The following is a 21,507-nucleotide window of genomic DNA, read 5'->3' as shown; positions in this document are numbered from 1 at the left end:
CAGCCTGCTACAGGCTGCCCCGCATTTCACGCAGGATGTCTTCCAGAAAGTCGGCCACTGCCCGCACGCGCGGCAACCGCTGAAGATCAGCATGCATGACCAGCCAATAGCTCCGCCACACCTCGACTTCTTCGGGCAGCAGACGGACAAGTCGTTTATCCTTAGCTGCCGCAAACAAATGGAGCATGCCAATGCCCGTTCCTGCCGCAACTGCGGCATGCTGCGCCGCTGCCGAACTTGAACGAAAACCGATCACTGCGCCGGGCAAAATCTGATCGAGCGCAATGATCTCGGGAAAGCCAACCAATTCTTCAATATAGGAGACAAAGCGATGCTCTTGCAGCGCATTGCGATCGGGCGGGGCCCCATGGCGCTCCAGATAGTCATGCGACGCATAAAGCCCTAACCGATAGTCGGTCAGCTTGCGGGCGACGAGCCGGCCTTTCGGCGGCATCTTCAACATCACGGCAATATCGGCTTCACGCTTGGCCAGGCTCGTTGCCCGGCTCTCGGTGGCCAGTTCAATCGTCAGTCCCGGATGTCGCTGGCGCAAATACTCGATCTGCGGGGCGACCAGATAAGTCCCGAACATCTCGGTCGTTGCGAGCCGCACTACCCCGTCCACTACCCGATCGCCCGCTCCAACGCTGGCGGACGCCGCCAGCAACTCGCTTTCGATCCTTTCGGCATGGGGCCGTAGCGCGTCCGCTGCGGGCGTCGGCGTAACCCCACGCGGCGTTCGATCGAACAGCCGCGCGCCCAGTTCGCGCTCCAGAACGGAGAGACGTCGAGCGACCGTACTATGATCAACCCCGACGCGCCTGCCTGCGGCGACCATATTGCCTTCGCGCAGGATGGCTAGGAACAACTGAAGGTCCGACGATTGGAGCATGGGTAAAATCGCAAAGCTGATGTGCAGCACTATGCCTACGATTGCCAAGCAGTTCTGTCTATAGGACGCCCGTCCAGAGCAACCGGCGAGGCTTTTCTGATGCGTGCTATTACTCATTTCATTCATGGGAATTCAGCCCCGCTGGCAGGCGCGCGTGTGGCCGACGTGCTCAATCCCTCGACCGGCGCCGTGCAGGCCCAGGTGGAACTGGCCAACCTCGCTCATCTGCAGAAGGCAGTTGATTCTGCACGCGAGGCTCAGCCCGCCTGGGCCGCGATGAACCCTCAACGCCGCGCACGCGTGATGTTCCGTTTCAAGGAACTGATCGAACAGAATATGGACGACCTCGCCCACTTGCTCTCATCTGAGCATGGTAAGGTGGTTGCCGACTCCAAGGGCGATATCCAGCGCGGCCTGGAGGTGGTCGAATTCGCCTGCGGCATCCCGCATTTGCTGAAAGGTGAATATACCGAAGGCGCCGGTCCTGGCATTGATGTCTATTCGATGCGTCAGCCACTGGGCATCGTGGCGGGCATCACGCCCTTCAACTTTCCCGCCATGATTCCGCTGTGGATGCTTGCGCCTGCCATTGCGTGCGGTAACGCCTTCATTCTCAAGCCTTCCGAGCGCGATCCCTCGGTTCCCGTCCGCTTAGCCGAACTCGCGCTAGAAGCCGGTCTGCCCGAAGGCATTCTGAACGTTGTCCATGGCGACAAGGAAATCGTTGATGCGATCCTCGACCATCCTCAAATTAAGGCAGTGAGCTTTGTTGGCTCGTCCGACATTGCCAATTATGTTTATGGCCGGGGAGCGCAGAACGGCAAGCGCGTGCAGTGCATGGGTGGAGCGAAGAATCACGGCATCATTTTGCCCGACGCCGATATGGACCAGGCTGTTGCCGACATCATCGGGGCTGCTTATGGCTCGGCCGGCGAGCGCTGCATGGCCCTCCCAGTTGTCACCCCGGTAGGTGAAGCGACTGCGGAGGCGCTGCGCGCTAAACTCGTCACGGCGATCGAGAGTTTGCGTGTCGGCATCTCGACCGATCCCGACGCCCATTACGGCCCCGTGGTGACCGCGCAGCACAAGGCGCGCATCGAAAACTACATCCAGATGGCTGCGGATGAAGGCGCGGAAATCGTGGTTGATGGCCGCGGCTTCTCGCTCCAGGGCTATGAAGAAGGCTTCTTTCTGGCCCCGACCCTGATCGACCGGGTGACCCCGCAGATGAAGAGCTATCAGGACGAGATTTTCGGCCCGGTGCTTCAGATCCTGCGCGCCAATAGTTTTGAGGAAGCTCTGAGCTATCCCTCGCAGCATCAATATGGCAATGGCGTGGCCATTTTCACCCGCAATGGCGATTATGCGCGCAAGTTCGCGAGCCAAGTAGAAGTCGGCATGGTCGGCATCAACGTGCCGATACCAGTGCCGGTCGCCTATCACAGCTTCGGCGGCTGGAAGCGCTCGGGTTTCGGCGACCTCGATCAATATGGCATGGATGGCGTGCGCTTCTACACCCGCACGAAGAAGATTACACAGCGCTGGCCCTCAGGTGGCGCTGTAGTGGATCAGAGCTTTGTCATTCCCACCATGAAGTGAAAACCTCGGAAGGGGGCTGCGCCCTGCTCGCTTCCCCCTTTTACCGCCCAATGGAGCTATCATGGATCGCCTCGAACACTGCCGGCTAAGCACGGCCGCATTGTCCGAGAAAGCCGCGATGCAGCTATCAAATGCGAGCGTGATCATTGTCCCCAACTACGGCATGACCGTTGCACGGGCGGAGATCAAGGCTAACCGGCGGCCAGGAGGAAGGCGGATGGGAGTGCTTCGCAGATCCTTTTCATAGTGGTCGCAGCGCTGCCTGAGCAGGTCTATCGCGGGTGATTGATCGAATTCTGCATAGGCTTGGCGGACGATCTCCATATCTTGGGACGCGGGGGCGCGCGCGACGACGGAGCGGCCCAGCAAAGAACCGCTCCCGTCCCCTATCAGCCTGCGTTAGTGCGCAATGCTGATCACAGTGCGTTGAGCGAATTCCAGCATGCCATCCTGCGTGAACTCGCTGCCGATTCCGGATTGCTTGGCCCCGCCGAAGGGAATGTGGGGGCCAAAGTGGGTAGCATGATTGATCCACACCGTGCCGCTCTGGATGCGGTGCGCGATCTGGGTTGCCTTCTCGATATCACTCGACCAGACCGATCCACCCAGGCCATATTCCGAAGAATTCACCTTATCTATGACGTGATCCAGATCGTCGTAGCGGATCAGCGGCAGGATTGGCGCGAACTGTTCCTCATCCACCAGCGGTGAGCCATCCTCGATATCGCGCACCAGTGTCGGCTCGACGAAAAGCCCCTCGCCGCCATGCACATTGCCGCCCGCGATCACCTTGCCATCACGGTGTGCGACTTCCAGATAATGTTTGGCTTTCTCATATTGCGCCCGGTTCTGCATCGGCCCCATGCGGACCCCCTGCTGCAATCCATCGCCGACCGGAATTGCGCTCACCACCTTGGCGAGAGCATCCGAGATTTCATCGTAGACGCTGTCATGGACATAAACGCGCTTGGTCGCGATGCAGACTTGACCGGCATTGCCGAACGCGGAAGCCGCAATGCCCTGCGCGGTCCGCTCAACATCGGCATCGGGCAGCACGATTCCCGCGTCATTGCCACCCAGTTCCAGCGTTAGGCGCTTAAGCGTATTCGCCGAAGCTTCCATGATCTTCCGGCCAGTCGCGGTCGATCCAGTGAAGCTGACCTTTGCAATATCCGCATGGGTGGAAAGCAACTGTCCCAGGTCATTTTCATCGACGATTACGTTGACAACACCCGCCGGGAAGATGTCCGCGGCGATTTGGCCGAGGAGGAGACTGCAAAGCGGGGTGGTCGGCGCTGGCTTCAGGATAAATGTGTTGCCCAGAACCAGCGCGGGCGCCAGCTTGTAGGCGGGGATCAGGAACGGGAAGTTCCAGGGCGTGATGCCCGCAACGACGCCCAGGGGCTTATAGTGGATGGAAATATGATGGGTGGCGTCGTCCTGCACGACCTCCATCGGGATTGCCATGTCGGCGAAGAAGCGCACGAAGATGCCAGCATACATGACTTCGGCCGTGGCGTCTTCGAGTGGCTTACCCTGTTCCTGCACCAGCGTGCGGGCGATCTCGTCACGGCGCGCGTCAATGCCGTCGGCGAGCTTGTGCAGCAGCGCTCGGCGTTTCTCCAGTGGAGTGGCGGCCCAGCCGGACTGCGCCGCTTTCGCAGCGCCGATGGCCGACAGCGCCTGTTCCTGCGACGCACGCGCGACGCGAGCGACAGTCTGGCCGTTAGCGGGATTGATGACGTCGAGCGCAGCAGCGCCGTCCACCAATTTGCCGTTGATCAATAGCTTATAGGCTGGGGTCACGATCTTCTCTCCTTTAAGCAGTACCGGTCCCAGCACGGTAAGCTGCCTGGGTCCGCTTCATCCACTCGTCCCTCAGTTCTCGCTTCAGGATCTTTCCCGCTCCGGAGAGCGGCAGTTGTTCAGACCGAATTTCAAACGACCGGGGACATTTGTAGCCAGCGATCAGCCCTCGGCAATGATCTAACAGCGCCGAGGTGTCGATAACCGCACCATCAAGCGGGAAGATTATAGCGTGAACGCTTTCCCCCCATTGTTCGTGCGGGATGCCGATTACGGCGCATTGTGCCACTCCGGGATACAGGCTGATCGCGCGTTCTACCTCAATCGAATAAATATTTTCACCGCCCGAGATGATCATATCCTTGAGGCGATCGGTGACATAGAGATAGCCGTCCGCATCCATATAGCCGCCGTCGCCGGTGTGCAGCCAACCGCCACGGAACGCCTTCGCAGTCTCCTCGGGATCGTCCCAGTAGCCGCTCATGAGATTCCCTGAACGTGCAACGATTTCGCCCACTTCACCAACGGGCAATAGATTACCGTCAGAGTCCATGATGGCGATGTCGGTCCCTAGAAGCGGCTTGCCGGCAGATCGCTTGCGGACCGCTTGCTCCTGGCTAGATCTGTGGCCATCGGGGGTCAGCAGTGTGAGAACCGGTCCTGACTCGGTCTGGCCGTAAAGCTGCACCAGACCAAGGTCCGGCAGCGCCGCCAGCGCACGCGTCGCGACTGCCTCGGGCATCGGCGCGCCGCCATAGTAAAGGCGCTGCAGGCTCGATAGGTCAGTCTGCGCACGTTCGGGCGCATCGACTATCTTCTGCACCATCGTCGGCACCAGGATGCAATCCGTTATCCGATGCTGTTCGATCGCGCTGAGGGCGGCGGCCGGCTCGAAACGAGGGATAATGACATGTGTGCCGCCGACGAGGGTGATCGCATGGACGAACTCCGCGTCGGCGACATGGAACATTGGCGCCGCATGCAAATAGCGCAGCCTCTCCCCACTCAAACCAAGTGTGGCCCACATCGCCATGCTATTGAGAATGTGGGCGGCATGACTGAGCATCACACCCTTTGATCGGCCGGTGGTACCGCCAGTGTAAAATATCGATGCGGTTTCCACGCCTCCCTCGCTACGGTCAGCTATGGGGCCCGACGTTCCGACCAATGAATCCAATCCGGAGCCGGGTTCGATCCGCACCTCATCGGGCACCTTAGCGACCAGAGGCCGTGTTCGCTCCCAGAGCGAAGCCATCGCCTCGTCTACGACGAGTAACTTGGCGCCGCTATGATTCATCACATAGCTGACCTCTGGCGGACTGAGCCGAGTGTTAACCGGCACCAGTATCGCCCCGCACCAAGGTGCGGCGAAAAAACATTCGAGGTATGAGTCGCTGTTCTCGGCCAGGATAGCGATCCGGTCACCCGGTTCGATGCCCAATCCCGCAAACGCACCCGCGATGCGGGCGACCCTGTCCGAAAACTCCGCCCAACTGTGCCGCCGATCACCGTAGATGCTGGCTAATCGATCCGGATATTGCAGTTGCGCGGTTCGCAAGGCTTGGGTGACACGTATCATCGGCGCAGCGCCTCAACGTGTAATATCATGCACAGCAAGATCTCCGGCATGGCGGGCTCTCTCCATCGTCAGCCGCTCGCAGCGGACATATCTCTATTGCAATTATATAGTGTCATTCGGTTTGTGCCAGCCCCTCTAAATCGAACGGAGCAGGAGCGATAAGCAGGACAGCTTCGAAGAAGGAGCTGAAGGATGACCATGACAATCCTCGACATGGCTTTCGATTAGCAGATGCTTGTATGAGGAAAAGCTGCGTCAGTTCCCCGTCCCAGGAAAACAGGGGCTGGAAACATCTCCGCAAGGTGGCCATCCTGTCAGGCCGGCAACCATCGGGAACAAGCTGCATGGCGCTGATGTATGGAGCCACGGCCTCGCGTTTCCTAGCCAGATGCGATCTGGAGCATTGGGAACTATTGCGGCCGTAAATGGGACAGCCGCTACAAATGGGTGCCTAAACGCCGATGTCCTGCTAGGGCTGAGCAGCATTCATGACGGCAAGCGCCATGGGGTAGCGCCCGTGCTGATCGTCGGCTCACTCAACGGCGCGAATTCGGGTGAATGATTGATCGGCAGGCGACCGGATTTAGCGGCCGCCGCAACGACCGCAGGATCAAGCCCGCCGATCATGAAATAAAATGAGGGCCCGCCCCGCTTTCACGAATTCGGAAAAATCCTCCGCGCCCGACGACGCGGACGGAAAGGGCTGGGCGTACGTGCCGAACGCGGCTTTAAACAGCGCTTCTAAGCGCGCGCTCAGTACGGTGTCGTTAAAGACCATGTCCGCCCCCGGCGCGATGCTGATAGTCGGTGCAGCAGGGGCAGCGGCCATGTCGGCCACAGACTTTGCCGTGCGCTTGACCCCAGCGATCAGCTTGGCCCGGACCTTGTCATCCTGGCTCCTGATGGTGCCGCGGATCACCGCTTCGTCGGGAATGATATTGCCAGCGTGCCCCGCCTGGATCGCGCCGACGGTCACCACCCCGAAAGCGGAAGGTTCTTTTTCCCGGCTGATCACTGATTAGACATCGACGGTGAAGCGGGCCGCCATCATCACCGGATCAATGGTAAGCCGACGGTGCCGAGCCGTGTCCGCCACGGCCGTGAAAGACGATGTCGATCGCATCGGATGTAGAACTCATCGGCCCCGCGCTATAGAAAACCATTCCCGCAGGCATGGGGCCGACATGCAGCGCAAAGCCGAAGTCCGGCTTGCCGAAGCGCCGAATAACTTCGTCGGCCAGCATCGCCTTGGCACCGCCGCCGGTTTCCTCCGCCGGCTGCCCCACGAAGAGCAAAGTCCCGTGCCACTGGTCGCGCAGCGCAGCCAGCGCCCGCGCCGCGCCTAGCCAGGCCGCCATATGGATGTCATGTCCGCAACTATGCGCAACCGACGTTTCCAGCCCCTGCCACATTGCCCTGGCCTGGCTGGCATAGGGAAGGCCCGTCCGCTCTGTCATCGGCCGGGCGTCCATCCCGTCCGCACCAGAACCGTCGGACCGCTGCCATTCTTCAGGACGGCGACGATGCCTGTGCCGCCGACCATTTAAGTGACGGTAAAGCCCACATCCCGCATCTGGGGGGCGAGCTTGGCCGCGGTCACTTTCTCCTCAAAGGCCAGTTCAGGATGCTGATGAATATCCTTGTAGAGCGCACCGAGTCTGGAAGCGTCCCGCGCCAGGACCTGCGATATCGCCGTTCTGCTCGCAAGGGGGTCGAACGGCCTGCCCTGAGCCACCGGTGCGAACGCCGTTGCCGCAAAAATGCACAAAACAAAAGTCCGCCGCACGCCGCGCCTCCAGATTGGACCAAGAACAATGCGTCGCCGCACGGGTCAAACTTGCCGGATCAGATGTCCGACTGCCTGCGCCATCCCAGACTTTTCAATGGTATCGGTGCCGACCATCTCGGAAGTCCCGGACAGCGCCTTGATCTCCTCGATCTTGGCTTCGGGGTCGTCGCATTCCAGCTCGTAGATGGTCATCACATCATAGTTGGGAAGGTCAAGATCGTAATCCTTTTGAAAATCAACGGCGAACAGCTTGGCATCGACGACACCCTCCACTCTGCGAACATCACTCAGATGCTGTTCCGCATACCAGCGTTTGAATTCTTCCGCTTGACCCGGCTTTGCGCGGTTCAGGATCATGTAAGTGAAACGGGCCATGAGTCGTATTTCCTCGATATTGCTTGTTGCCCTGTGCATTCAAGATTGCACGGGGGCAACATATTCCTGATTGGTCAAGCAGCGGCAGCCGCTGCATGGCGGACAAAGGCGACCGCGCCCCCATCGACCTTCAAGTCGCAGCCGGTGATGAAGGACGCCTCGTCGCTGGCGAGGAAGCGGGCCGCCTGCGCGATCTCAGCAGCCGTTCCGGTCCGGCCGGCGGGCACCGCTGTCGCTAGCCGTAATGCGTCTGGATGCGCCTCCATCTCCTGATGCCCCATCGGAGTCGCGATAACGCCTGGCGAGATCGAGACGAGGCGTGCGCCACGGGCGCCCCAAGCCACCGCGCGTCGTTCCGCAAGGGCGATGAGCCCCTGCTTCGCGTAGGAATAAGCTGGGCCCGGTGCGCCAGCGGGACTGTCGCCCGCAGCGCGCAGCACCACCCGCTCCATACTATCGATAAACCCGGGTGCCACTGGATCGGCACAAAGTGCGGCGGCTTGCGGATCAACGGCGGCCATATGCCCTGCGAGTGACGCAATCAGCACGCCAACACTGCCGGGCCGCAGGACTGGTTCGACTGCATTGAGCAACCGCACCGATGCGATCAGGTCAACCTCCAATATCGTACGCCAATCTGCCTGCGATGGTGACACTGCGGCAGTGTGAACCAGCACGAATGGGTCACTGCCGCTGAGATCATCGACCAGCGCCTCGACCAACCCCGCGTCGCCGATCGACCCAGACCTTGCGGCGCTGATAGAGTATCCATCTTTGCTCAGTTCCTCAGCAAAGCGATCGAGTGCAGGCCCAGCAACGTCAGTCAATAACAGGTCATGGCTCGCGCCGAACAGGCGCGCGCAGGCACGCCCCATTCCCCCGGATGCACCGGTGATCAGCGCGGTGCGTCGATAGCTCATCCTCACCCCCTTTTGAGTTACCTTGTCCAACTATGCGCTTGGGTCAGATCAGCGGCTGCCGCTCGGCGAAGCAGTCCAACGTCCGCACCCAATGGAAGGAACTGCACTCCGCGCTCGGCCAGTGCACGAGCATTATCCATCCCGAAAGCGGGGCAACCCGCCACCAGTTTATGTCTGGCACAAACAGCAACCACCTTTTCTACCGCCTCCATCACCGCCGATGGCCATGCAAGCGCGGCCTCGACATCGAATCCCATCGACAGTCCCAAGTCCACAGGTCCGACAAACAGACCGTCAATGCCCGGAGTCGCCGCAATCGCCGCCAAATTCGACATCGCCTCCACGGTTTCGATCATCACGAAACAGAGAGGCCGGAGTGCATCCGTTACCCCAGCGACATGATAACCTCGGACCGGCCCGTAGGATCGGTCGCCATCGGGGGGATAGCGCGTGGCGCGGGCTGCTCGCGCTGCCTGACTGGAATCATTCACCAGCGGAACGATCACCCCCCGCGCACCTAGATCAAGAGCGCGCATAATCAGTCCTGGATCATTGGCACGGACCCGCACGAATGCCGGAGCCCGGTTGAGATCAAGCGTCTGAATCGCCGGCAATACGGCGTCCCAGCCAATGCCGCCATGCTGGCCGTCCAATATCAGGAAGTCATAGCCGGCTTTCCCTACGGTTTCGATCGACAGCCGGTCAGGAATGGAAATCCATAGGCCAAAACAGCGCTCGCCAGCAGCTATTGAATCAAGAATCGGGTCCATCGTCCGGGCAGTCATCGGCCTGTTCCTCTCCCTCCCGCTCTTCGATTCAACCAGAATATTCTAACGGCTTTCCAGCGATTCTCGCAAACCCGGAGCGCCACACCCTCCTTCGTCAAGTCTTGCAATGCAATAGGCGCGTTATATACCTGTAGCCAAAGTTTGGCGGCCCGAGTTGATCGTGCCCGAGTGACGCCGCCCGATAGCCAGCGAGAGGAAGTTGTAGTGGCAACGAACGCCGTGAAGTTTGAACCATCCGCAAATCCGGCCGAGGTTGAGGAAGCGCTGGCAGCCGTCCCGCTGCGTGTCACCGATCCCGAACGCATTCCCTCCCGTCGTTATTATGATCAGCAGTTCTTCGATCTCGAGAAGGAAAAGCTGTGGTTCCGCACTTGGCAAATGGCGGCCCGGCTGGAAGAGATCCCGAACGTCGGCGACTATATGGAATATCGCATTCTCGACAAATCGGTCATCATCGTGAACACGAAAAATGGTGTGAAGGCATTCCACAACGCCTGCCGCCATCGCGGTGTTCAGTTGGTGCCCGACGGCGAGTCAGGCAATTGCAAGACGAGGGGCTTCATCTGCCCCTTCCACGGTTGGCGCTGGAACAATGAAGGCGAAAACACTTTCGTTTTCGGCAAGCAGATTTTTAGCGAGGAAGCGCTCGACAAGGCAGAGCTAAACCTCGTTCCCTGCCGCCTAGAAACTGCGGTCGGCTGCGCCTTCATCAATTTTGACGATGACGCACTTGGTTTGCGCGAAACGATGGGCACCGTTCTGGACCGCGGCGAGGAACGCGGCATGGACAAGCTCAAGATGCGGTGGTGGTATGGGACGGTGCTGCCCACCAACTGGAAGCTCGCCATGGAAGCCTTCATGGAAGGCTATCATGTCATGCGGACGCATCCGCAACTGATGGTGATGGCCACTCTCGATGGGCGGTTTGGCCAAGATATGGGCGTGAAGCGGCCGTCACCGCCCAGCGTCAAAGAATTTGTCGACATGTTCATCTTAGGCCTGGAACGGTTGAGCGCAGGCATGGGTGGTCAGGTCAGCCAGCGCGAACTCGATGTCCTTTATGACATCCGAGACATGGAATTGCCTGAGACAATCGAGCAAGCGGCCGGCGTCCTGACGCAGCGCTTTTTCGAAGAGGTCACGAAGCGTGGTCGCGCGGACGGTCTGCCGGTGCCTGACCTCAATGAGATGTTCAAGAATACCCATTATAATGTGGAGTTCTTCTTTCCGCACTTCTTCACCGTTCCCAGCTTCAGCGCGATGTCATCCTACCGCATTCGCCCGCTGACGGCGGAAACCTGCTTCTTCGAAATCTGGAACCTGGACTTCCTGAAGGAAGGCGAGGTCGAAACTCCGAAGGCACCGACCATCCTGCCCTATGACAGCAAAGAGTTCCCCGAAATTCCGCAGCAGGACTATTCCAACCTGCCACGCCAGCAGTTGGGCCTGCATGCCAAGGGCTTTGACTATATGCGCCTGTCCCACGAATATGAAGGAATGATCAGCAATTATCAGCGGTTAATCGATGGCTATCTCGCGGGTCTTGACCCGCAGTTGCTGGCGGCAGGCAATCGTGCCGTTAATCAGGGATATGACTCGCCGATCGTCGATATCGGCTTTTGATATTTAGCGCTCCATGCGCACCGAAGACAAAGGGTTAAGACCGGCCGCGAAAGGCCGCCGCCCGAAAATTGCCGGCGTGAGGCGTGTGTCTACGTCCCCATGGGAGAGGAGAACATATGACAAATCTCGTCGAGGACGCGCTTGCGTCCGTGCCGTTGCGTGTCACCAATCCTGCATTGATCCCGGCAAAGCGCTATTGTGACCAGATGTTTTTCGATCTCGAGCGGGAAAAGCTCTGGTCCCGGGTTTGGCAGATGGCATGCCGCCTGGAGGAAATCCCCAATATTGGGGATTATACCGAATATCGGCTGCTAGAAAAAAGCGTCATCATCGTTCGGTCAAAGACTGGGCTCCGCGCCTTCCACAACGTCTGTCGCCATCGGGGCATGAAGCTGGTTGAAGGAGCGGGCCATTGTCGCAACCGCGGGTTCATCTGCCCCTTCCACGGCTGGCGCTACGATCTCGAGGGCCATAACAGCTTCGTGTTCGGGCAGCGTCGCGGCATCTTTTCAGAAGCGGTGCTCGACGAAGCGGAAATCCACCTCAGACCCGTGCGTGTCGAAACCTGGGCGGGCTGCGCCTTTATCAACTTCGATGTCGACGCGCAGCCTCTGATGAACTCGCTTGGTCCGTTGACTGAGGAACTGGACGCGCGGCATGTCGAAAAACTGCGGGTGGACTGGTGGTATGCCTCCGAACTGCCGGTCAACTGGAAGGTTGCGGTTGAAGCCTTCATGGAGATGTACCATCTGATGAAAACCCACCCGCAATTTCATGCGCTAAGCCGCACGTTCGGCGGCGAGTTGGGCGACAGAAACGGCCTTGACCCAAAACTCGGGCTCACCGCGCGTGAGGCAGTCAACCGGTCGATCGATCTGATGGTGAACCTCAGCGAAGGCATGGGGGGCTTGGTCCACCACAGCGAGGTGAGGATACTGGAAACACTCCGCGACATGGAACTGCCAGACGATCCGCATGAAGCAATCCAATGCTTTTTCAAGCGTGCTTGCGACGCTATTCGTGACGATGGTTTAGCGCGAGGTTTGCCGATGTTCGATATCGCAGCCGTGCTCAGCCGCTATCCGGGTCAAGGCAATGAACTGTTCTTCCCCAATTTCTTCTTGCTGCCGCAATTTTCGGCGATGGCATCCTACCGCATCAGGCCGACTGGACCAGAAAGCTGCTTGTTCGAGATCTGGTCGCTGGTGCTGAAGCCTGAAAAAGACACGTCGCCTTCGCCCAATGCGCCGACCCTGCTGCCATATGACTCCCCCGACTATCCGTTGATCCCGCGGCAGGACTATTCGAACATGCCCGAGCAGCAAAAAGGCTTGCGGTCCGGCGCAATCATATATCAGCGATTGTCGGAGGTTCACGAAGGAGCAATCAGCAATTTCGAACGCTTGATCGACGGTTATCTTGCCGGACTCGATATTAACCGACTGAATCGGGCGCATCATGTGGTTAATGGTTGCAGCTTCGGCCCCATCGCCGATCTTGGATTCTAAAACGGCCGGCGCCCAAGTCTGGAATTTCGCTAGGAACAATGACATGAGCAACATGCATTGTGCGCACCCTCTTTGGGATGCAAGCAGACGCTGAGTGCTCAGCCTGCGCGTTGGTCCGCACGCACCCTGTCGAACTTTATGAGGCCCGCCATGACCGATCTATTCGCTTCGCTTTCCTTCTCCAGCGGGGCCGTGATGACCAATCGCTTCATGCTGGCTCCACTGACGAACCAGCAAAGCCACGCCGACGGCACCCTTTCCGAAGAGGAGGAGCGATGGCTGGGGCTGCGCGCGCAGGGAGGCTTTGGCGCAGTCATGACGGCTGCTGCCTTCGTCAATCCTGAGGGTAGGGGATTTGATGGTCAGCTTGGCGTACACGACGATATCTGTCTGCCAGGCCTCATTCGTGCGGCCGACACAATTCGTGCCGCTAACAGCCTGTCACTGCTCCAACTGCACCATGGCGGCGCGCGAGCCGCCATGTCGACGGGCCTTCCGCGCGTCGCTCCGTCCGAGGATCCCGAGTTCGGCGCAGTGGCGATGACCCAAGGGCAGGTGGAAGCGATGATCGAAGATTTCATTAGCGCAGCAGAACGTGCCGAGAGGGCCGGATTCGACGGCGTGGAACTGCATGGCGCCCATACTTACCTGCTTTGCGCCTTCCTCAGCGCCCAGATGAACCAGCGCACCGATTGCTTCGGCGGCTCGCTGGATAATCGTGCCAAGCCTATTCGTGCGATCATCGATGGCGTGCGTAAAAGGTGTGGGCCACAATTCACGCTCGGCCTGCGCCTCTCTGGCGAGCGAATGGGGTTACAGATGGCTGATGTGTTGACCCTGTCCGAACAGTTGATGCAGGAAGGCGGCCTCGATTTTCTCGACCTGTCGCTTTGGGACGTATTCAAGGACCCTGTCGAAGCAGCTTACCAGGGCAAGCCGCTCATTGCCTGGTTCGCGGAATTGGATCGAGCGAAGACGCGTCTCGGTGTTGCCGGACAGGTCCGCTCCGGTGCAACGGCGCAGGCATGTTTGGACGCCGGCGCTGATTTCGTGCTGATCGGCAGAGCTGCGATCGCTAATCATGATTTCCCTCGCCGGGTGCGGGAAGCGGCAGATTATGGGATGCCCACTCTGCCGCTGTCCCGCGCTCACTTGCTCGAACAGGCGGTCAGCCCGACCTTCCTCGCTTATTTGGAAGCCGACTTCCCCGGCTTCGTCGAAGGCGAGTAACGCAGCATATCGTCGAGCGCATCGGCGATCGCGGTCATCCCCAGCAATGTTGGGTGATAGGCCGCCAACACTTTAGGACCGCCTTTATAGGGGACGCCTGCCGCCCAAGGCTCCGGTTGGCAGGGAGTATGATTCCGCGAAAGCGCCCAAGCGCTCAGAATCTCTGCGCCTGCTTCTTGAGCCGCCTGGGCCGTGAGGTCAGCCAAGCGCCGCGCGACCGCGCGCATTTTCCCAGCATCTTCCGAGCCCATGGGTGTTGCCTGACAGCTTCCCTCCTCGGGCAGCAATGTTACATAATCCACGAAGATCAACCTTGCCAACGGCGCTCGGTATTTCACCTCCGTGGCTATGCGCTTCATCGATGCGTGCAACTTCTCCCAATCTTCATCCGATGGCTCAGGAAGACGCGGGCAGACGCTCGGATTAGTAGCCGATGCGCGGCAGGACGCACCGAAGAGCCGCCCTACATAACCGACATCATTGCCGCCGATCGTCACGGTCACCAGCCGGGTATCGGCCGTCACGCTGTCCAGTTGCGGCGGCAACTCATTCCATGGCCCCAGCAAATGCGCGGTCGTCGCTCCGCCGCAACTAACGTCCACCAAGGTCAACCTTCGGCGTGCCGCGAGTTGATGCGCATAGTTAAGCATCGATCGGGCGCATCGCGTGCGCGGCCGCTCAGCGGGATCGATGCCAGGTCCCGCGGCGAAAGAACTGCCGAGAGCAACATAACGCGCATCTTGCGGCAGGGGCGCCTTTGCCAACGGTTGCATGCCGGCGCACGCCGAAAGGCTCATGGCCGGCAGCATGAACCATACTGCCTTCCAGCTCCATTCCTTCCTTGAGTCCGACATGTTTGCCTTCCTTTCGACAGATTACTACCGTGCAGGTAAATGAGCCGCGCGCGCAAACACTAAGCGACCGAACGTCCGCCTCTAAAATGGGCGGGACGTTTTTCCAGCAGTGCGCGCAAGCCTTCCTCGCTCTCGTGGCGGCCAGCTGCAACGACCATGGAGCGTAATTCACGGTCGAGATGCACCTCGAGCCCGGTTTCGAAACTATCAATTAGCAGAGCGCGCGCCGCCCCGACCGCCGCGACTGGCGCATCAGCCAGTTTCGCTGCGATCTTTAGGCCCTCGTCCATCAGAGCGCTATCGTCAACGATCCGCGAGACCAATCCAATGGCGTCCGCTTCGTCGGCCATGATCCGGCGGTTTGTGAGGATATCTTGCGCTTTACGCAATCCGAGCAACCGGGGCAGAAGCCAACTGAGCCCCCCATCCGACGTCAGCCCAAGCGCCCCGTAAGCAGCCGTGAAATGAACTGAACGGGCGCCGATCGCTACGTCACCCAGCATGGAAAGGCTGAAGCCAGCTCCAGCAGCAGGACCATTAATCAATGTCACCAGCGGCTTGGGCGCACGTGCCAGCCGCTGAACAGCCGCGTGCAGCGTCGCTATGAATTCGCTTAGCAGTTCCGCGCGCTTGTCGCCGGCGCCGCCCATGAGGTGCACATCTCCACCTGCACAAAAAAGCCGGCCCCGCCCCCTCAGGCCGATGCAGCGCACGGCATCATCCATATCGCAGCGGATCGCAGCGGTCAGCAGAGATCGGGCAAGCGGCAGGTCTATGGCATTGCCGGAATCGGGTCGATCAAGAACTATATGCGCAACGCCATCCTCAATCGAAAAGGATATACCGCCACTGTCTGTCATCAGCGCGGCGCCATGCGGATTGCGCCGTCGAGGCGGACAACTTCGCCATTCAGCATGGGATTGCGAACGATGGATTCGACCAACTGCGCATATTCATCCGGTTTGCCAAGACGGCTCGGATGCGGCACCTGGGCGCCCAGGGCTTCCTGAACCTGCTCCGGCAAGCTCTCCAGCATGGGCGTGAGGAACAGACCTGGCGCTATGGTCATGACCCGGATCTTGTGCTGTGCAAGATCGCGCGCGATCGGTAGAGTCATGCCAACAACACCACCCTTGGAAGCGGAATAGGCCGCTTGGCCGATCTGCCCATCGAACGCTGCGGCCGAGGCAGTGTTGACGATCACGCCGCGCTCACCTTCGATTTCGTCTGCAGCTGCAAGCCTAGCTGCGAACTTGGCGATAACGTTAAAGCTGCCCACTAAATTGATGGCGATGGTTTTGGCGAACAAATCGAGCGGATGCGGAGCATTCTCTCGGCCGACTGTCTTCACCGCAGGGGCAATCCCGGCACAATTCACAAGGATGCGGGCCACGCCATGCACCGCTGCCGCCTGATCCAGGCCCGCCGATACGCTGGCGTCGTCGGCGACGTTCACTGAAACATAGTTGCCGCCCACCTCCTTCGCGGTAGCGCGACCGAGCTCGTCATTCAGGTCAAAAATAGCCACCTTTGCGCCCTGCCCCGCCAGCATTGCGGCGGTCGCCTTGCCAAGCCCCGATGCACCGCCAGTGACGATGGCCGCTAAACCCTTGATCTCCATGATTGTCTAACTCCTCCTACCGGCCGGCTCGGAACCGCCGCTACGGGGGAGACCGTTAAAGTGGCCAAGCCATGCCGCCAAGCCCTGGGGAGCCGAGCCCTCCATCCACCGTCACTGCGATTTGAATCGCGGCGTTTGCCTCCAACTTATTGGGCCCGGCCGACGCCTCAATCTTCCGGCGCAATCGATATCTTCATGCCTTCGAAATTCTGATCGACCACCAGTTGGCACGACAATCGGCTATTTTCCTGCCGGTGCTCACTACTGTCGAGCAGATCATTCTCCTCCTCTGTCAAGGGTGACAGCATGCTCGAGAAGGCTGGATGAACGTAGACATGACAAGTCGCACAGGAACAGCAACCTCCGCAGAGTGCCAGCAGCTCATCGAAACCCCTCTCACTAAGGACCTCCCTTAATGAGAGGCCTTCATCCGCCCCAATCGTGTGCTCGATACCCGCGCGATCGACGACAATCACATTCTGCATATCCTGTATCAACCCCTCAGTCGAACAATGCTGGGGAGGAGAGGGTTTGCGCTATAAAACGGCAAAAGCGCGCGGCATCGGCTCCATTGATGACTCTATGATCATAACTCAACGAGAGAGGCAGCATCTGGCGCCATATTATGCCGCCACCTTCGCCCCGAAATGGTTGCTGGCGAGCACGGCAGACGCCCAGAATTGCAACCTCGGGTGCATTGACAATTGGTGTAAATCCAGTTCCTCCAATATGCCCCAATGATGTCAAAGTGATGCACCCGCCAGACATCTCTTGGTTAGAAAGTCCCTTCGTTCTGGCTTTTTCAGAGAGACTCTGGATTTCCGCACTGATCTCCAGAACGGATTTGCTGTCGCAGTTCGGAACGACGGGCACCAACAACCCCTTCGGAGTGTCAACCGCAACACCGATATGCACATACTGCTTTTGCAGGATGTCTCCACTTTTTGCATCCAACGATACGTTGAACTGAGGAAATTCCCTTAAAGCAAGTGCTATCGCTTTCACAATGAGCGGCACCGGGGTTATCTTGACTTGATCTTTTGAAAATAGAGCGCGGCGACGCTCTTCCAGATCCGTAACGTCCGCTTCATCGTGATGCGTCACGTGCGGAATGGTGACCCAGTTGCGATGGAGAAAACTCGCTACAAATTTCTGGATGCGGCTAACCGGCTTTCTCTCGACCGGTCCAAATGTTGAAAAGTCAATCTCAGGAGCCGCGGGAATTTCATTTTGCGTAGCGACCATTGCTCATGTCCATCTGAGGCAGAAATGTGGAAGATGTGGCGCTAACATTTAGGCTGGCTGCAGCGGCGTCAAACATTTACCGATTCACCAAGACCACTCTGCGCGAAAGATCGCTTCGACGATATCGCCGAGCGCAGGAGACCATCAATGCCTCACCAATACATCAAAAAAACTCGGAAGTGCACCTTTGCAATCCGAACGATTGCCATATTACCCTTTACCAAGCGATCGATTATCCTCGACAGCAATCTAGGGCGCAGACTCATTACGCATTGCACCAGAGGCGTGTGCAGATGAGCTTGATCGCCGCCAGATAGTTGGCAGCATCCTTGTCATATCGAGTGGCGATGCCCCGGAACTGCTTGATCCGATTAAACAAGCGCTCGACGAGATTGCGCTGGCGGTAGAGCCAGGACGAGAAGCCAAAGCGCTGCTTGCGATTGGAGCGATTGGGAATGTTGGCCCAGATGTTCCTGGCTGCCGCAGCCTGGCGTATTGCGGTGCTGTCATACCCCTTGTCGCCGAGCAGGGTGGCGCCTTCGGGAATAGCCTCGATCAGGGCTTCGGCTTCGCACGCATCGTGGACCTGCCCACCCGTCAGTCGCAAGCTGACAGGACGTCCGTCAGCGTCGACAAGAGCGTGGAGCTTGGTCGTGAGGCCGCCCCGGGAACGTCCCATGCCATGATCTCCAGGTCCCCCTTTTTCCCCGTCGCACTGTGCTGGTGGACGCGCATGCAGGTGGAATCGATCATCACCAGTTCGCCGTTGAAGCCAGCGGAAACCGCTGCCAACAGACGGTCCCACACACCGGCTTTTCGCCAACGAACGAACCGGTTGTAGCAGGTCGTAGATGGACCATAACGCTCTGGGATCTCGGCCCAAGGCGCACCGGAACGGAAGCGCCAGAGAATTCCATTTAGCACTCGCCGATCATCTACCCGCGGAACACCGCGGGGCTTGTTGGGCAGCAACGGCTCGATGATCAGCCATTCCTTGTCCGTCAGTTCATACCGCCGCCGCGCCATACGCCCTCCATTCTCAAAGAGCGCCTGAATCATGCGAAGGCGGAGAGCTCAACTCAATTTATGAGTTCGCGCCCTAGTGCCGATGATGACCGCAGTTCACTCAAACAGCATCACTTGCGTGTCACGTTGGCCCTTGTAGGGATGACGGCCATGCGCCGTCAGCTTGTTGTCGAGCAGCATGACATCGCCCGGCTCCCAGCAAAAGGCGACTTCACGCCTCTCCATCTCGGTATGCATCGCCAGGAAATCTTCCTCGGAGAGCGGCTCGCCATTGCCGAACGCAGCGGCGTTAGGCTTGTCGAGATAATTGGGATAGGCGGCGTCGATGCGGGCGATCTTCTCCTCGCCGATCGTAAGGCGGTGCTGACGCATGGCGTAAATCTGATTAAAAAACAGCGTTTCGCCCGTCTTTGGATGCACCGCTGTCCCCGGCAGAACGGTCCAGATCGTAAGGCTGCCATCCTCATTCCACTGCACATTCGATCCGCGTTCAATCATCACCCGCTCGACCTCCGCGCGGTCGGTCGTCTCGAACCAATATTGCCAGCTGTGATGGTTGAACGAGGGATCGGCGCGCCAGTCATTAAGCGTATCTTCATTGCGGAAATTGCGGATGTAACGAACGCCATGCGCCTTGAGCTTGTCCTGAAATCCCTGCGGCAACGCTTCCATCAGCCCGCGCATGTCCGCGATCGGGGTTTCGCCGCCGACCTCGGCCGCCTTGTTGCAGTAAAGGGCCAGCAGCCGGGGGGTGTTAGGCAGATAGGCCATTTCCTGGTGCATGATGATGTTGATATGATCGTCCGCACGGGTAGCCTCCATTACCTTGCCCGTTACCGCCTTGCGGTGGCTGGTGCCGCCGACATAGCCTTGGGAAAAGGGTGTGAAGTCGCTGAGGAAACGCTCGAACTCTTCGGGCCGGTGCACCGCGAAGCCACGCCAGAACAACGCGCCGAAACTTAGCAGCGCAGCCTCAATCGCAGCACGATTGTTTACGACCCATGCGGTGGCGGCATCGATATGTTGCGCAAGCTCCGGCTCCACCGGCTCGATCCAGAGCGGCGGGCGGCCGGGGAACGGCTCCGACAGGCGCACATCGCTACCAAACAGCGAGCGCACCTGTTCCAGGCGAGCAGAATCCTTTTCCATCGTTTCAGTGTTCAGCATAGTCCCTCTCCAATTCTTGGGCGCCGCTCATCCCGGCCGCGATCAAACCTGTTCCCCTCACGCGTCTTCGCGCTTGCCCCGCGACAATATATCCGGGCGCTCCGCATCAGGCGTCAGTCGTGACAGCGCGGAGCCTATACGGACATTGGCCTTAGGCCCCATGCCGAGCAGTGCGCGCGCCTCATCGTCCAGCGAGTCCTGCGTTGCGGGTGAGAGGCATACGTCCCAGTTGACCTGTTGCCGCACGAAATCACGGACATAATAGCCGAACAGCATGGCGCGGCGCGCGCCTTCCGTACGGTTCGATCCCGACGTGTGCCAAACTCGGCCTTCCATCGCGATCAGCGACCCGGCAGGCGCCTCGAACGCTACGGTGCGCTCGGCGATATCCTCAGGCACTTCCGAAAAGCAGGTATATTTGTGGCTGCCAGGCACAAACCGCGTTGCGCCATTGGCATCATAAACATCGTCCAGGCACCAGATCAGGTTCAGTGCCCAGGGTTCGAGCCATGGACCGGGCACCGACAGAGCCTGATCCGAATGAATCCGCATCGGTTGCGATCCAGGATGCGCGATGTTTCCGGTGAAGTTGGAGACGATGAATCCCTCGCCCAACACCTCCTGCGCAATTTCCATACAGGCGGGATGGCGCAGCAGCTCAACGAACACCGGGTCCCAGTCCGGCAGATTATAGACGCGGACGTTAGCGCCGTTGGGGTCGAGCAGCGGGCTGTGGGTGGACGCGCCACGCCGACGCATCTCCTCCACTATCCGATCCAGGGCCTCGTTGACCCGCCTCACCTGCTGCGCATCAAGCAGTGCGGGGAAAACACACCAGCCTTCTTCCTGCAGCTGCCGCTTCGCGTCATCGTGCAACATCGTCATGCCTATCAAGATCCTTTCAGCTGCCAGCCGCCAACGCCCGCTGGCATCACTTCTGCAAATGCGTCAATTTTTTCGAAGGCGGCACCGCCTGAGCCCAATCGTCTTGGGTGGCGTTCAGCGAATCCACCGCCTTGCGCCAAAAGCCCTCCCCCTTCGACAGGTTGAGCATATTGAACTGCGACACGGTGCGGAACTCCAGCACCTCTACACCATCCTCGCCCGGCGTATATTGATAGGGCACGCCCGCTGGTACGAAGAAGCCGTCACCCGCTCCCAGCCTTTCCGTCCCGATGCGCACGTCGCCGGCGATGATATAGTAGAGGCAATCGGAATCATGGCTGTGCAGCGGCAGCGGATATTCCTTCTTCAACCAGGCATACGTCAGATTGAAGCCGGGAATGTCGAGCAGCACCTTGAGCTGGTCGCCCTCCAACAGCCCGGCCTCCTTGGCCTTGACCACCCACTGACGCTGAAGATCGGTATAGGGTTCTACCTTCATATGGCCGCTTTCCATGAGACCCGGCGCGTCCTCTGCCCGAAAAATCTGGAATTTGGACTTTGATCCCTGTTCGCTCACGACATCTCTCCTTTGCGCGCCAC

At 59.2% G+C, this 21,507-nt stretch carries 21 protein-coding genes and 2 pseudogenes; 5 read left to right on the top strand and 18 right to left on the bottom strand.

The window, feature by feature from the left end:
- Window positions 1–7 precede the first annotated feature (7 nt).
- Window positions 8–892: a LysR family transcriptional regulator gene (locus tag ACFO3E_RS16150; RefSeq protein WP_380806184.1), complete on the bottom strand. Its 885-nt coding sequence runs from the start codon at window positions 890–892 to the stop codon at window positions 8–10.
- Between the two features lie 99 nt (window positions 893–991).
- Between ACFO3E_RS16150 and ACFO3E_RS16145 the strand changes: the two genes are divergently transcribed.
- Window positions 992–2,491, top strand: coding sequence for a CoA-acylating methylmalonate-semialdehyde dehydrogenase (locus ACFO3E_RS16145; protein ID WP_380806182.1), 1,500 nt, complete (start codon window positions 992–994; stop codon window positions 2,489–2,491).
- A 399-nt stretch (window positions 2,492–2,890) separates the two neighbouring features.
- On the opposite strand, the gene ACFO3E_RS16140 is transcribed toward ACFO3E_RS16145, so the two are convergent.
- From ACFO3E_RS16140 to ACFO3E_RS16105, 8 genes are all read right to left on the bottom strand, one after another.
- A complete protein-coding gene (locus ACFO3E_RS16140; RefSeq protein WP_380806179.1) occupies window positions 2,891–4,297 on the bottom strand; it encodes an aldehyde dehydrogenase family protein in 1,407 nt (468 codons plus the stop codon).
- A 13-nt stretch (window positions 4,298–4,310) separates the two neighbouring features.
- Window positions 4,311–5,876, bottom strand: coding sequence for an acyl-CoA synthetase (locus ACFO3E_RS16135; RefSeq protein WP_380806176.1), 1,566 nt, complete (start codon window positions 5,874–5,876; stop codon window positions 4,311–4,313).
- Between the two features lie 610 nt (window positions 5,877–6,486).
- Window positions 6,487–6,891, bottom strand: a complete 405-nt coding sequence (locus ACFO3E_RS16130) for a zinc-binding metallopeptidase family protein (RefSeq protein WP_380806174.1) — start codon at window positions 6,889–6,891, stop codon at window positions 6,487–6,489.
- A gap of 43 nt (window positions 6,892–6,934) precedes the next feature.
- Complete coding sequence (locus ACFO3E_RS16125) at window positions 6,935–7,333, bottom strand: M20/M25/M40 family metallo-hydrolase (protein ID WP_380806171.1); 399 nt, start codon at window positions 7,331–7,333, stop codon at window positions 6,935–6,937.
- An 86-nt stretch (window positions 7,334–7,419) separates the two neighbouring features.
- Window positions 7,420–7,611: a hypothetical protein gene (locus ACFO3E_RS16120; protein WP_380806169.1), complete on the bottom strand. Its 192-nt coding sequence runs from the start codon at window positions 7,609–7,611 to the stop codon at window positions 7,420–7,422.
- A gap of 96 nt (window positions 7,612–7,707) precedes the next feature.
- Window positions 7,708–8,040 (bottom strand): hypothetical protein, encoded by a 333-nt coding sequence (locus tag ACFO3E_RS16115; protein ID WP_380806167.1) that lies wholly within the window; start codon window positions 8,038–8,040, stop codon window positions 7,708–7,710.
- 74 nt (window positions 8,041–8,114) lie between these two features.
- Window positions 8,115–8,960, bottom strand: coding sequence for an SDR family oxidoreductase (locus ACFO3E_RS16110; RefSeq protein ID WP_380806164.1), 846 nt, complete (start codon window positions 8,958–8,960; stop codon window positions 8,115–8,117).
- Window positions 8,961–8,977: 17 nt separating this feature from the next.
- A complete protein-coding gene (locus tag ACFO3E_RS16105; RefSeq protein ID WP_380806161.1) occupies window positions 8,978–9,745 on the bottom strand; it encodes an HpcH/HpaI aldolase family protein in 768 nt (255 codons plus the stop codon).
- Between the two features lie 207 nt (window positions 9,746–9,952).
- Here ACFO3E_RS16105 and ACFO3E_RS16100 point away from each other — a divergent pair, with 207 nt between their 5' ends.
- The 4 genes and pseudogenes from ACFO3E_RS16100 to ACFO3E_RS16085 all read left to right on the top strand — a co-directional run bounded on the left by ACFO3E_RS16100 (window position 9,953) and on the right by ACFO3E_RS16085 (window position 14,109).
- Window positions 9,953–11,371, top strand: a complete 1,419-nt coding sequence (locus ACFO3E_RS16100; protein WP_380806158.1) for an aromatic ring-hydroxylating oxygenase subunit alpha — start codon at window positions 9,953–9,955, stop codon at window positions 11,369–11,371.
- A gap of 116 nt (window positions 11,372–11,487) precedes the next feature.
- A pseudogene (locus ACFO3E_RS16095) lies at window positions 11,488–11,832 on the top strand (aromatic ring-hydroxylating oxygenase subunit alpha); the annotation flags it as partial.
- Between the two features lie 57 nt (window positions 11,833–11,889).
- On the top strand, window positions 11,890–12,879 hold the full coding sequence (locus ACFO3E_RS16090) for an SRPBCC family protein (protein ID WP_380806622.1): 990 nt from the start codon (window positions 11,890–11,892) through the stop codon (window positions 12,877–12,879).
- Window positions 12,880–13,029: 150 nt separating this feature from the next.
- Window positions 13,030–14,109, top strand: a complete 1,080-nt coding sequence (locus ACFO3E_RS16085) for an NADH:flavin oxidoreductase (protein WP_380806155.1) — start codon at window positions 13,030–13,032, stop codon at window positions 14,107–14,109.
- On the opposite strand, the gene ACFO3E_RS16080 is transcribed toward ACFO3E_RS16085, so the two are convergent.
- The 9 genes and pseudogenes from ACFO3E_RS16080 to ACFO3E_RS16040 form a co-directional block, all read right to left on the bottom strand.
- The gene (locus tag ACFO3E_RS16080) at window positions 14,067–14,882 is read right to left on the bottom strand and encodes an SGNH/GDSL hydrolase family protein (protein ID WP_380806619.1); all 816 of its coding nucleotides are present in this window, start codon (window positions 14,880–14,882) and stop codon (window positions 14,067–14,069) included. The genes ACFO3E_RS16085 and ACFO3E_RS16080 overlap by 43 nt on opposite strands.
- 140 nt (window positions 14,883–15,022) lie before the next feature.
- On the bottom strand, window positions 15,023–15,823 hold the full coding sequence (locus ACFO3E_RS16075; protein WP_380806152.1) for an enoyl-CoA hydratase/isomerase family protein: 801 nt from the start codon (window positions 15,821–15,823) through the stop codon (window positions 15,023–15,025).
- Window positions 15,823–16,584 (bottom strand): SDR family NAD(P)-dependent oxidoreductase, encoded by a 762-nt coding sequence (locus tag ACFO3E_RS16070; protein ID WP_380806150.1) that lies wholly within the window; start codon window positions 16,582–16,584, stop codon window positions 15,823–15,825. The genes ACFO3E_RS16075 and ACFO3E_RS16070 overlap by 1 nt, the downstream gene beginning before the upstream one ends.
- 167 nt (window positions 16,585–16,751) lie before the next feature.
- Window positions 16,752–17,069, bottom strand: coding sequence for a 2Fe-2S iron-sulfur cluster-binding protein (locus tag ACFO3E_RS16065; RefSeq protein WP_380806147.1), 318 nt, complete (start codon window positions 17,067–17,069; stop codon window positions 16,752–16,754).
- A gap of 16 nt (window positions 17,070–17,085) precedes the next feature.
- A complete protein-coding gene (locus ACFO3E_RS16060; RefSeq protein ID WP_380806145.1) occupies window positions 17,086–17,829 on the bottom strand; it encodes a 2-oxo acid dehydrogenase subunit E2 in 744 nt (247 codons plus the stop codon).
- Between the two features lie 265 nt (window positions 17,830–18,094).
- Window positions 18,095–18,855: pseudogene (locus tag ACFO3E_RS16055) on the bottom strand (IS5 family transposase).
- A 96-nt stretch (window positions 18,856–18,951) separates the two neighbouring features.
- Window positions 18,952–20,022 (bottom strand): TauD/TfdA family dioxygenase, encoded by a 1,071-nt coding sequence (locus ACFO3E_RS16050; RefSeq protein WP_380806142.1) that lies wholly within the window; start codon window positions 20,020–20,022, stop codon window positions 18,952–18,954.
- Between the two features lie 57 nt (window positions 20,023–20,079).
- Entirely contained in the window at window positions 20,080–20,907 is an 828-nt protein-coding gene (locus ACFO3E_RS16045; protein WP_380806140.1) for a phytanoyl-CoA dioxygenase family protein, read from the bottom strand.
- A gap of 46 nt (window positions 20,908–20,953) precedes the next feature.
- The gene (locus ACFO3E_RS16040; RefSeq protein ID WP_380806137.1) at window positions 20,954–21,484 is read right to left on the bottom strand and encodes a cupin domain-containing protein; all 531 of its coding nucleotides are present in this window, start codon (window positions 21,482–21,484) and stop codon (window positions 20,954–20,956) included.
- Between the last annotated feature and the right edge of the window lie 23 nt (window positions 21,485–21,507).

It is taken from the genome of Sphingobium tyrosinilyticum (assembly GCF_042654265.1).
GTDB lineage: Bacteria > Pseudomonadota > Alphaproteobacteria > Sphingomonadales > Sphingomonadaceae > Sphingobium > Sphingobium tyrosinilyticum.
This window is presented reverse-complemented; position numbering and strand designations above follow the sequence as displayed.

Bases quoted from the DNA above. Each gene is read 5' to 3' on its own strand.
- ACFO3E_RS16150 (WP_380806184.1), bottom strand. From the start codon at position 892: ATGCTCCAATCGTCGGACCTTCAGTTGTTCCTAGCCATCCTGCGCGAA.
- ACFO3E_RS16145 (WP_380806182.1), top strand. From the start codon at position 992: ATGCGTGCTATTACTCATTTCATTCATGGGAATTCAGCCCCGCTGGCA.
- ACFO3E_RS16135 (WP_380806176.1), bottom strand. From the start codon at position 5,876: ATGATACGTGTCACCCAAGCCTTGCGAACCGCGCAACTGCAATATCCG.
- ACFO3E_RS16125 (WP_380806171.1), bottom strand. From the start codon at position 7,333: ATGACAGAGCGGACGGGCCTTCCCTATGCCAGCCAGGCCAGGGCAATG.
- ACFO3E_RS16115 (WP_380806167.1), bottom strand. From the start codon at position 8,040: ATGGCCCGTTTCACTTACATGATCCTGAACCGCGCAAAGCCGGGTCAA.
- ACFO3E_RS16110 (WP_380806164.1), bottom strand. From the start codon at position 8,960: ATGAGCTATCGACGCACCGCGCTGATCACCGGTGCATCCGGGGGAATG.
- ACFO3E_RS16105 (WP_380806161.1), bottom strand. From the start codon at position 9,745: ATGACTGCCCGGACGATGGACCCGATTCTTGATTCAATAGCTGCTGGC.
- ACFO3E_RS16085 (WP_380806155.1), top strand. From the start codon at position 13,030: ATGACCGATCTATTCGCTTCGCTTTCCTTCTCCAGCGGGGCCGTGATG.
- ACFO3E_RS16080 (WP_380806619.1), bottom strand. From the start codon at position 14,882: ATGCAACCGTTGGCAAAGGCGCCCCTGCCGCAAGATGCGCGTTATGTT.
- ACFO3E_RS16075 (WP_380806152.1), bottom strand. From the start codon at position 15,823: ATGACAGACAGTGGCGGTATATCCTTTTCGATTGAGGATGGCGTTGCG.
- ACFO3E_RS16070 (WP_380806150.1), bottom strand. From the start codon at position 16,584: ATGGAGATCAAGGGTTTAGCGGCCATCGTCACTGGCGGTGCATCGGGG.
- ACFO3E_RS16065 (WP_380806147.1), bottom strand. From the start codon at position 17,069: ATGCAGAATGTGATTGTCGTCGATCGCGCGGGTATCGAGCACACGATT.
- ACFO3E_RS16060 (WP_380806145.1), bottom strand. From the start codon at position 17,829: ATGGTCGCTACGCAAAATGAAATTCCCGCGGCTCCTGAGATTGACTTT.
- ACFO3E_RS16050 (WP_380806142.1), bottom strand. From the start codon at position 20,022: ATGCTGAACACTGAAACGATGGAAAAGGATTCTGCTCGCCTGGAACAG.
- ACFO3E_RS16045 (WP_380806140.1), bottom strand. From the start codon at position 20,907: ATGACGATGTTGCACGATGACGCGAAGCGGCAGCTGCAGGAAGAAGGC.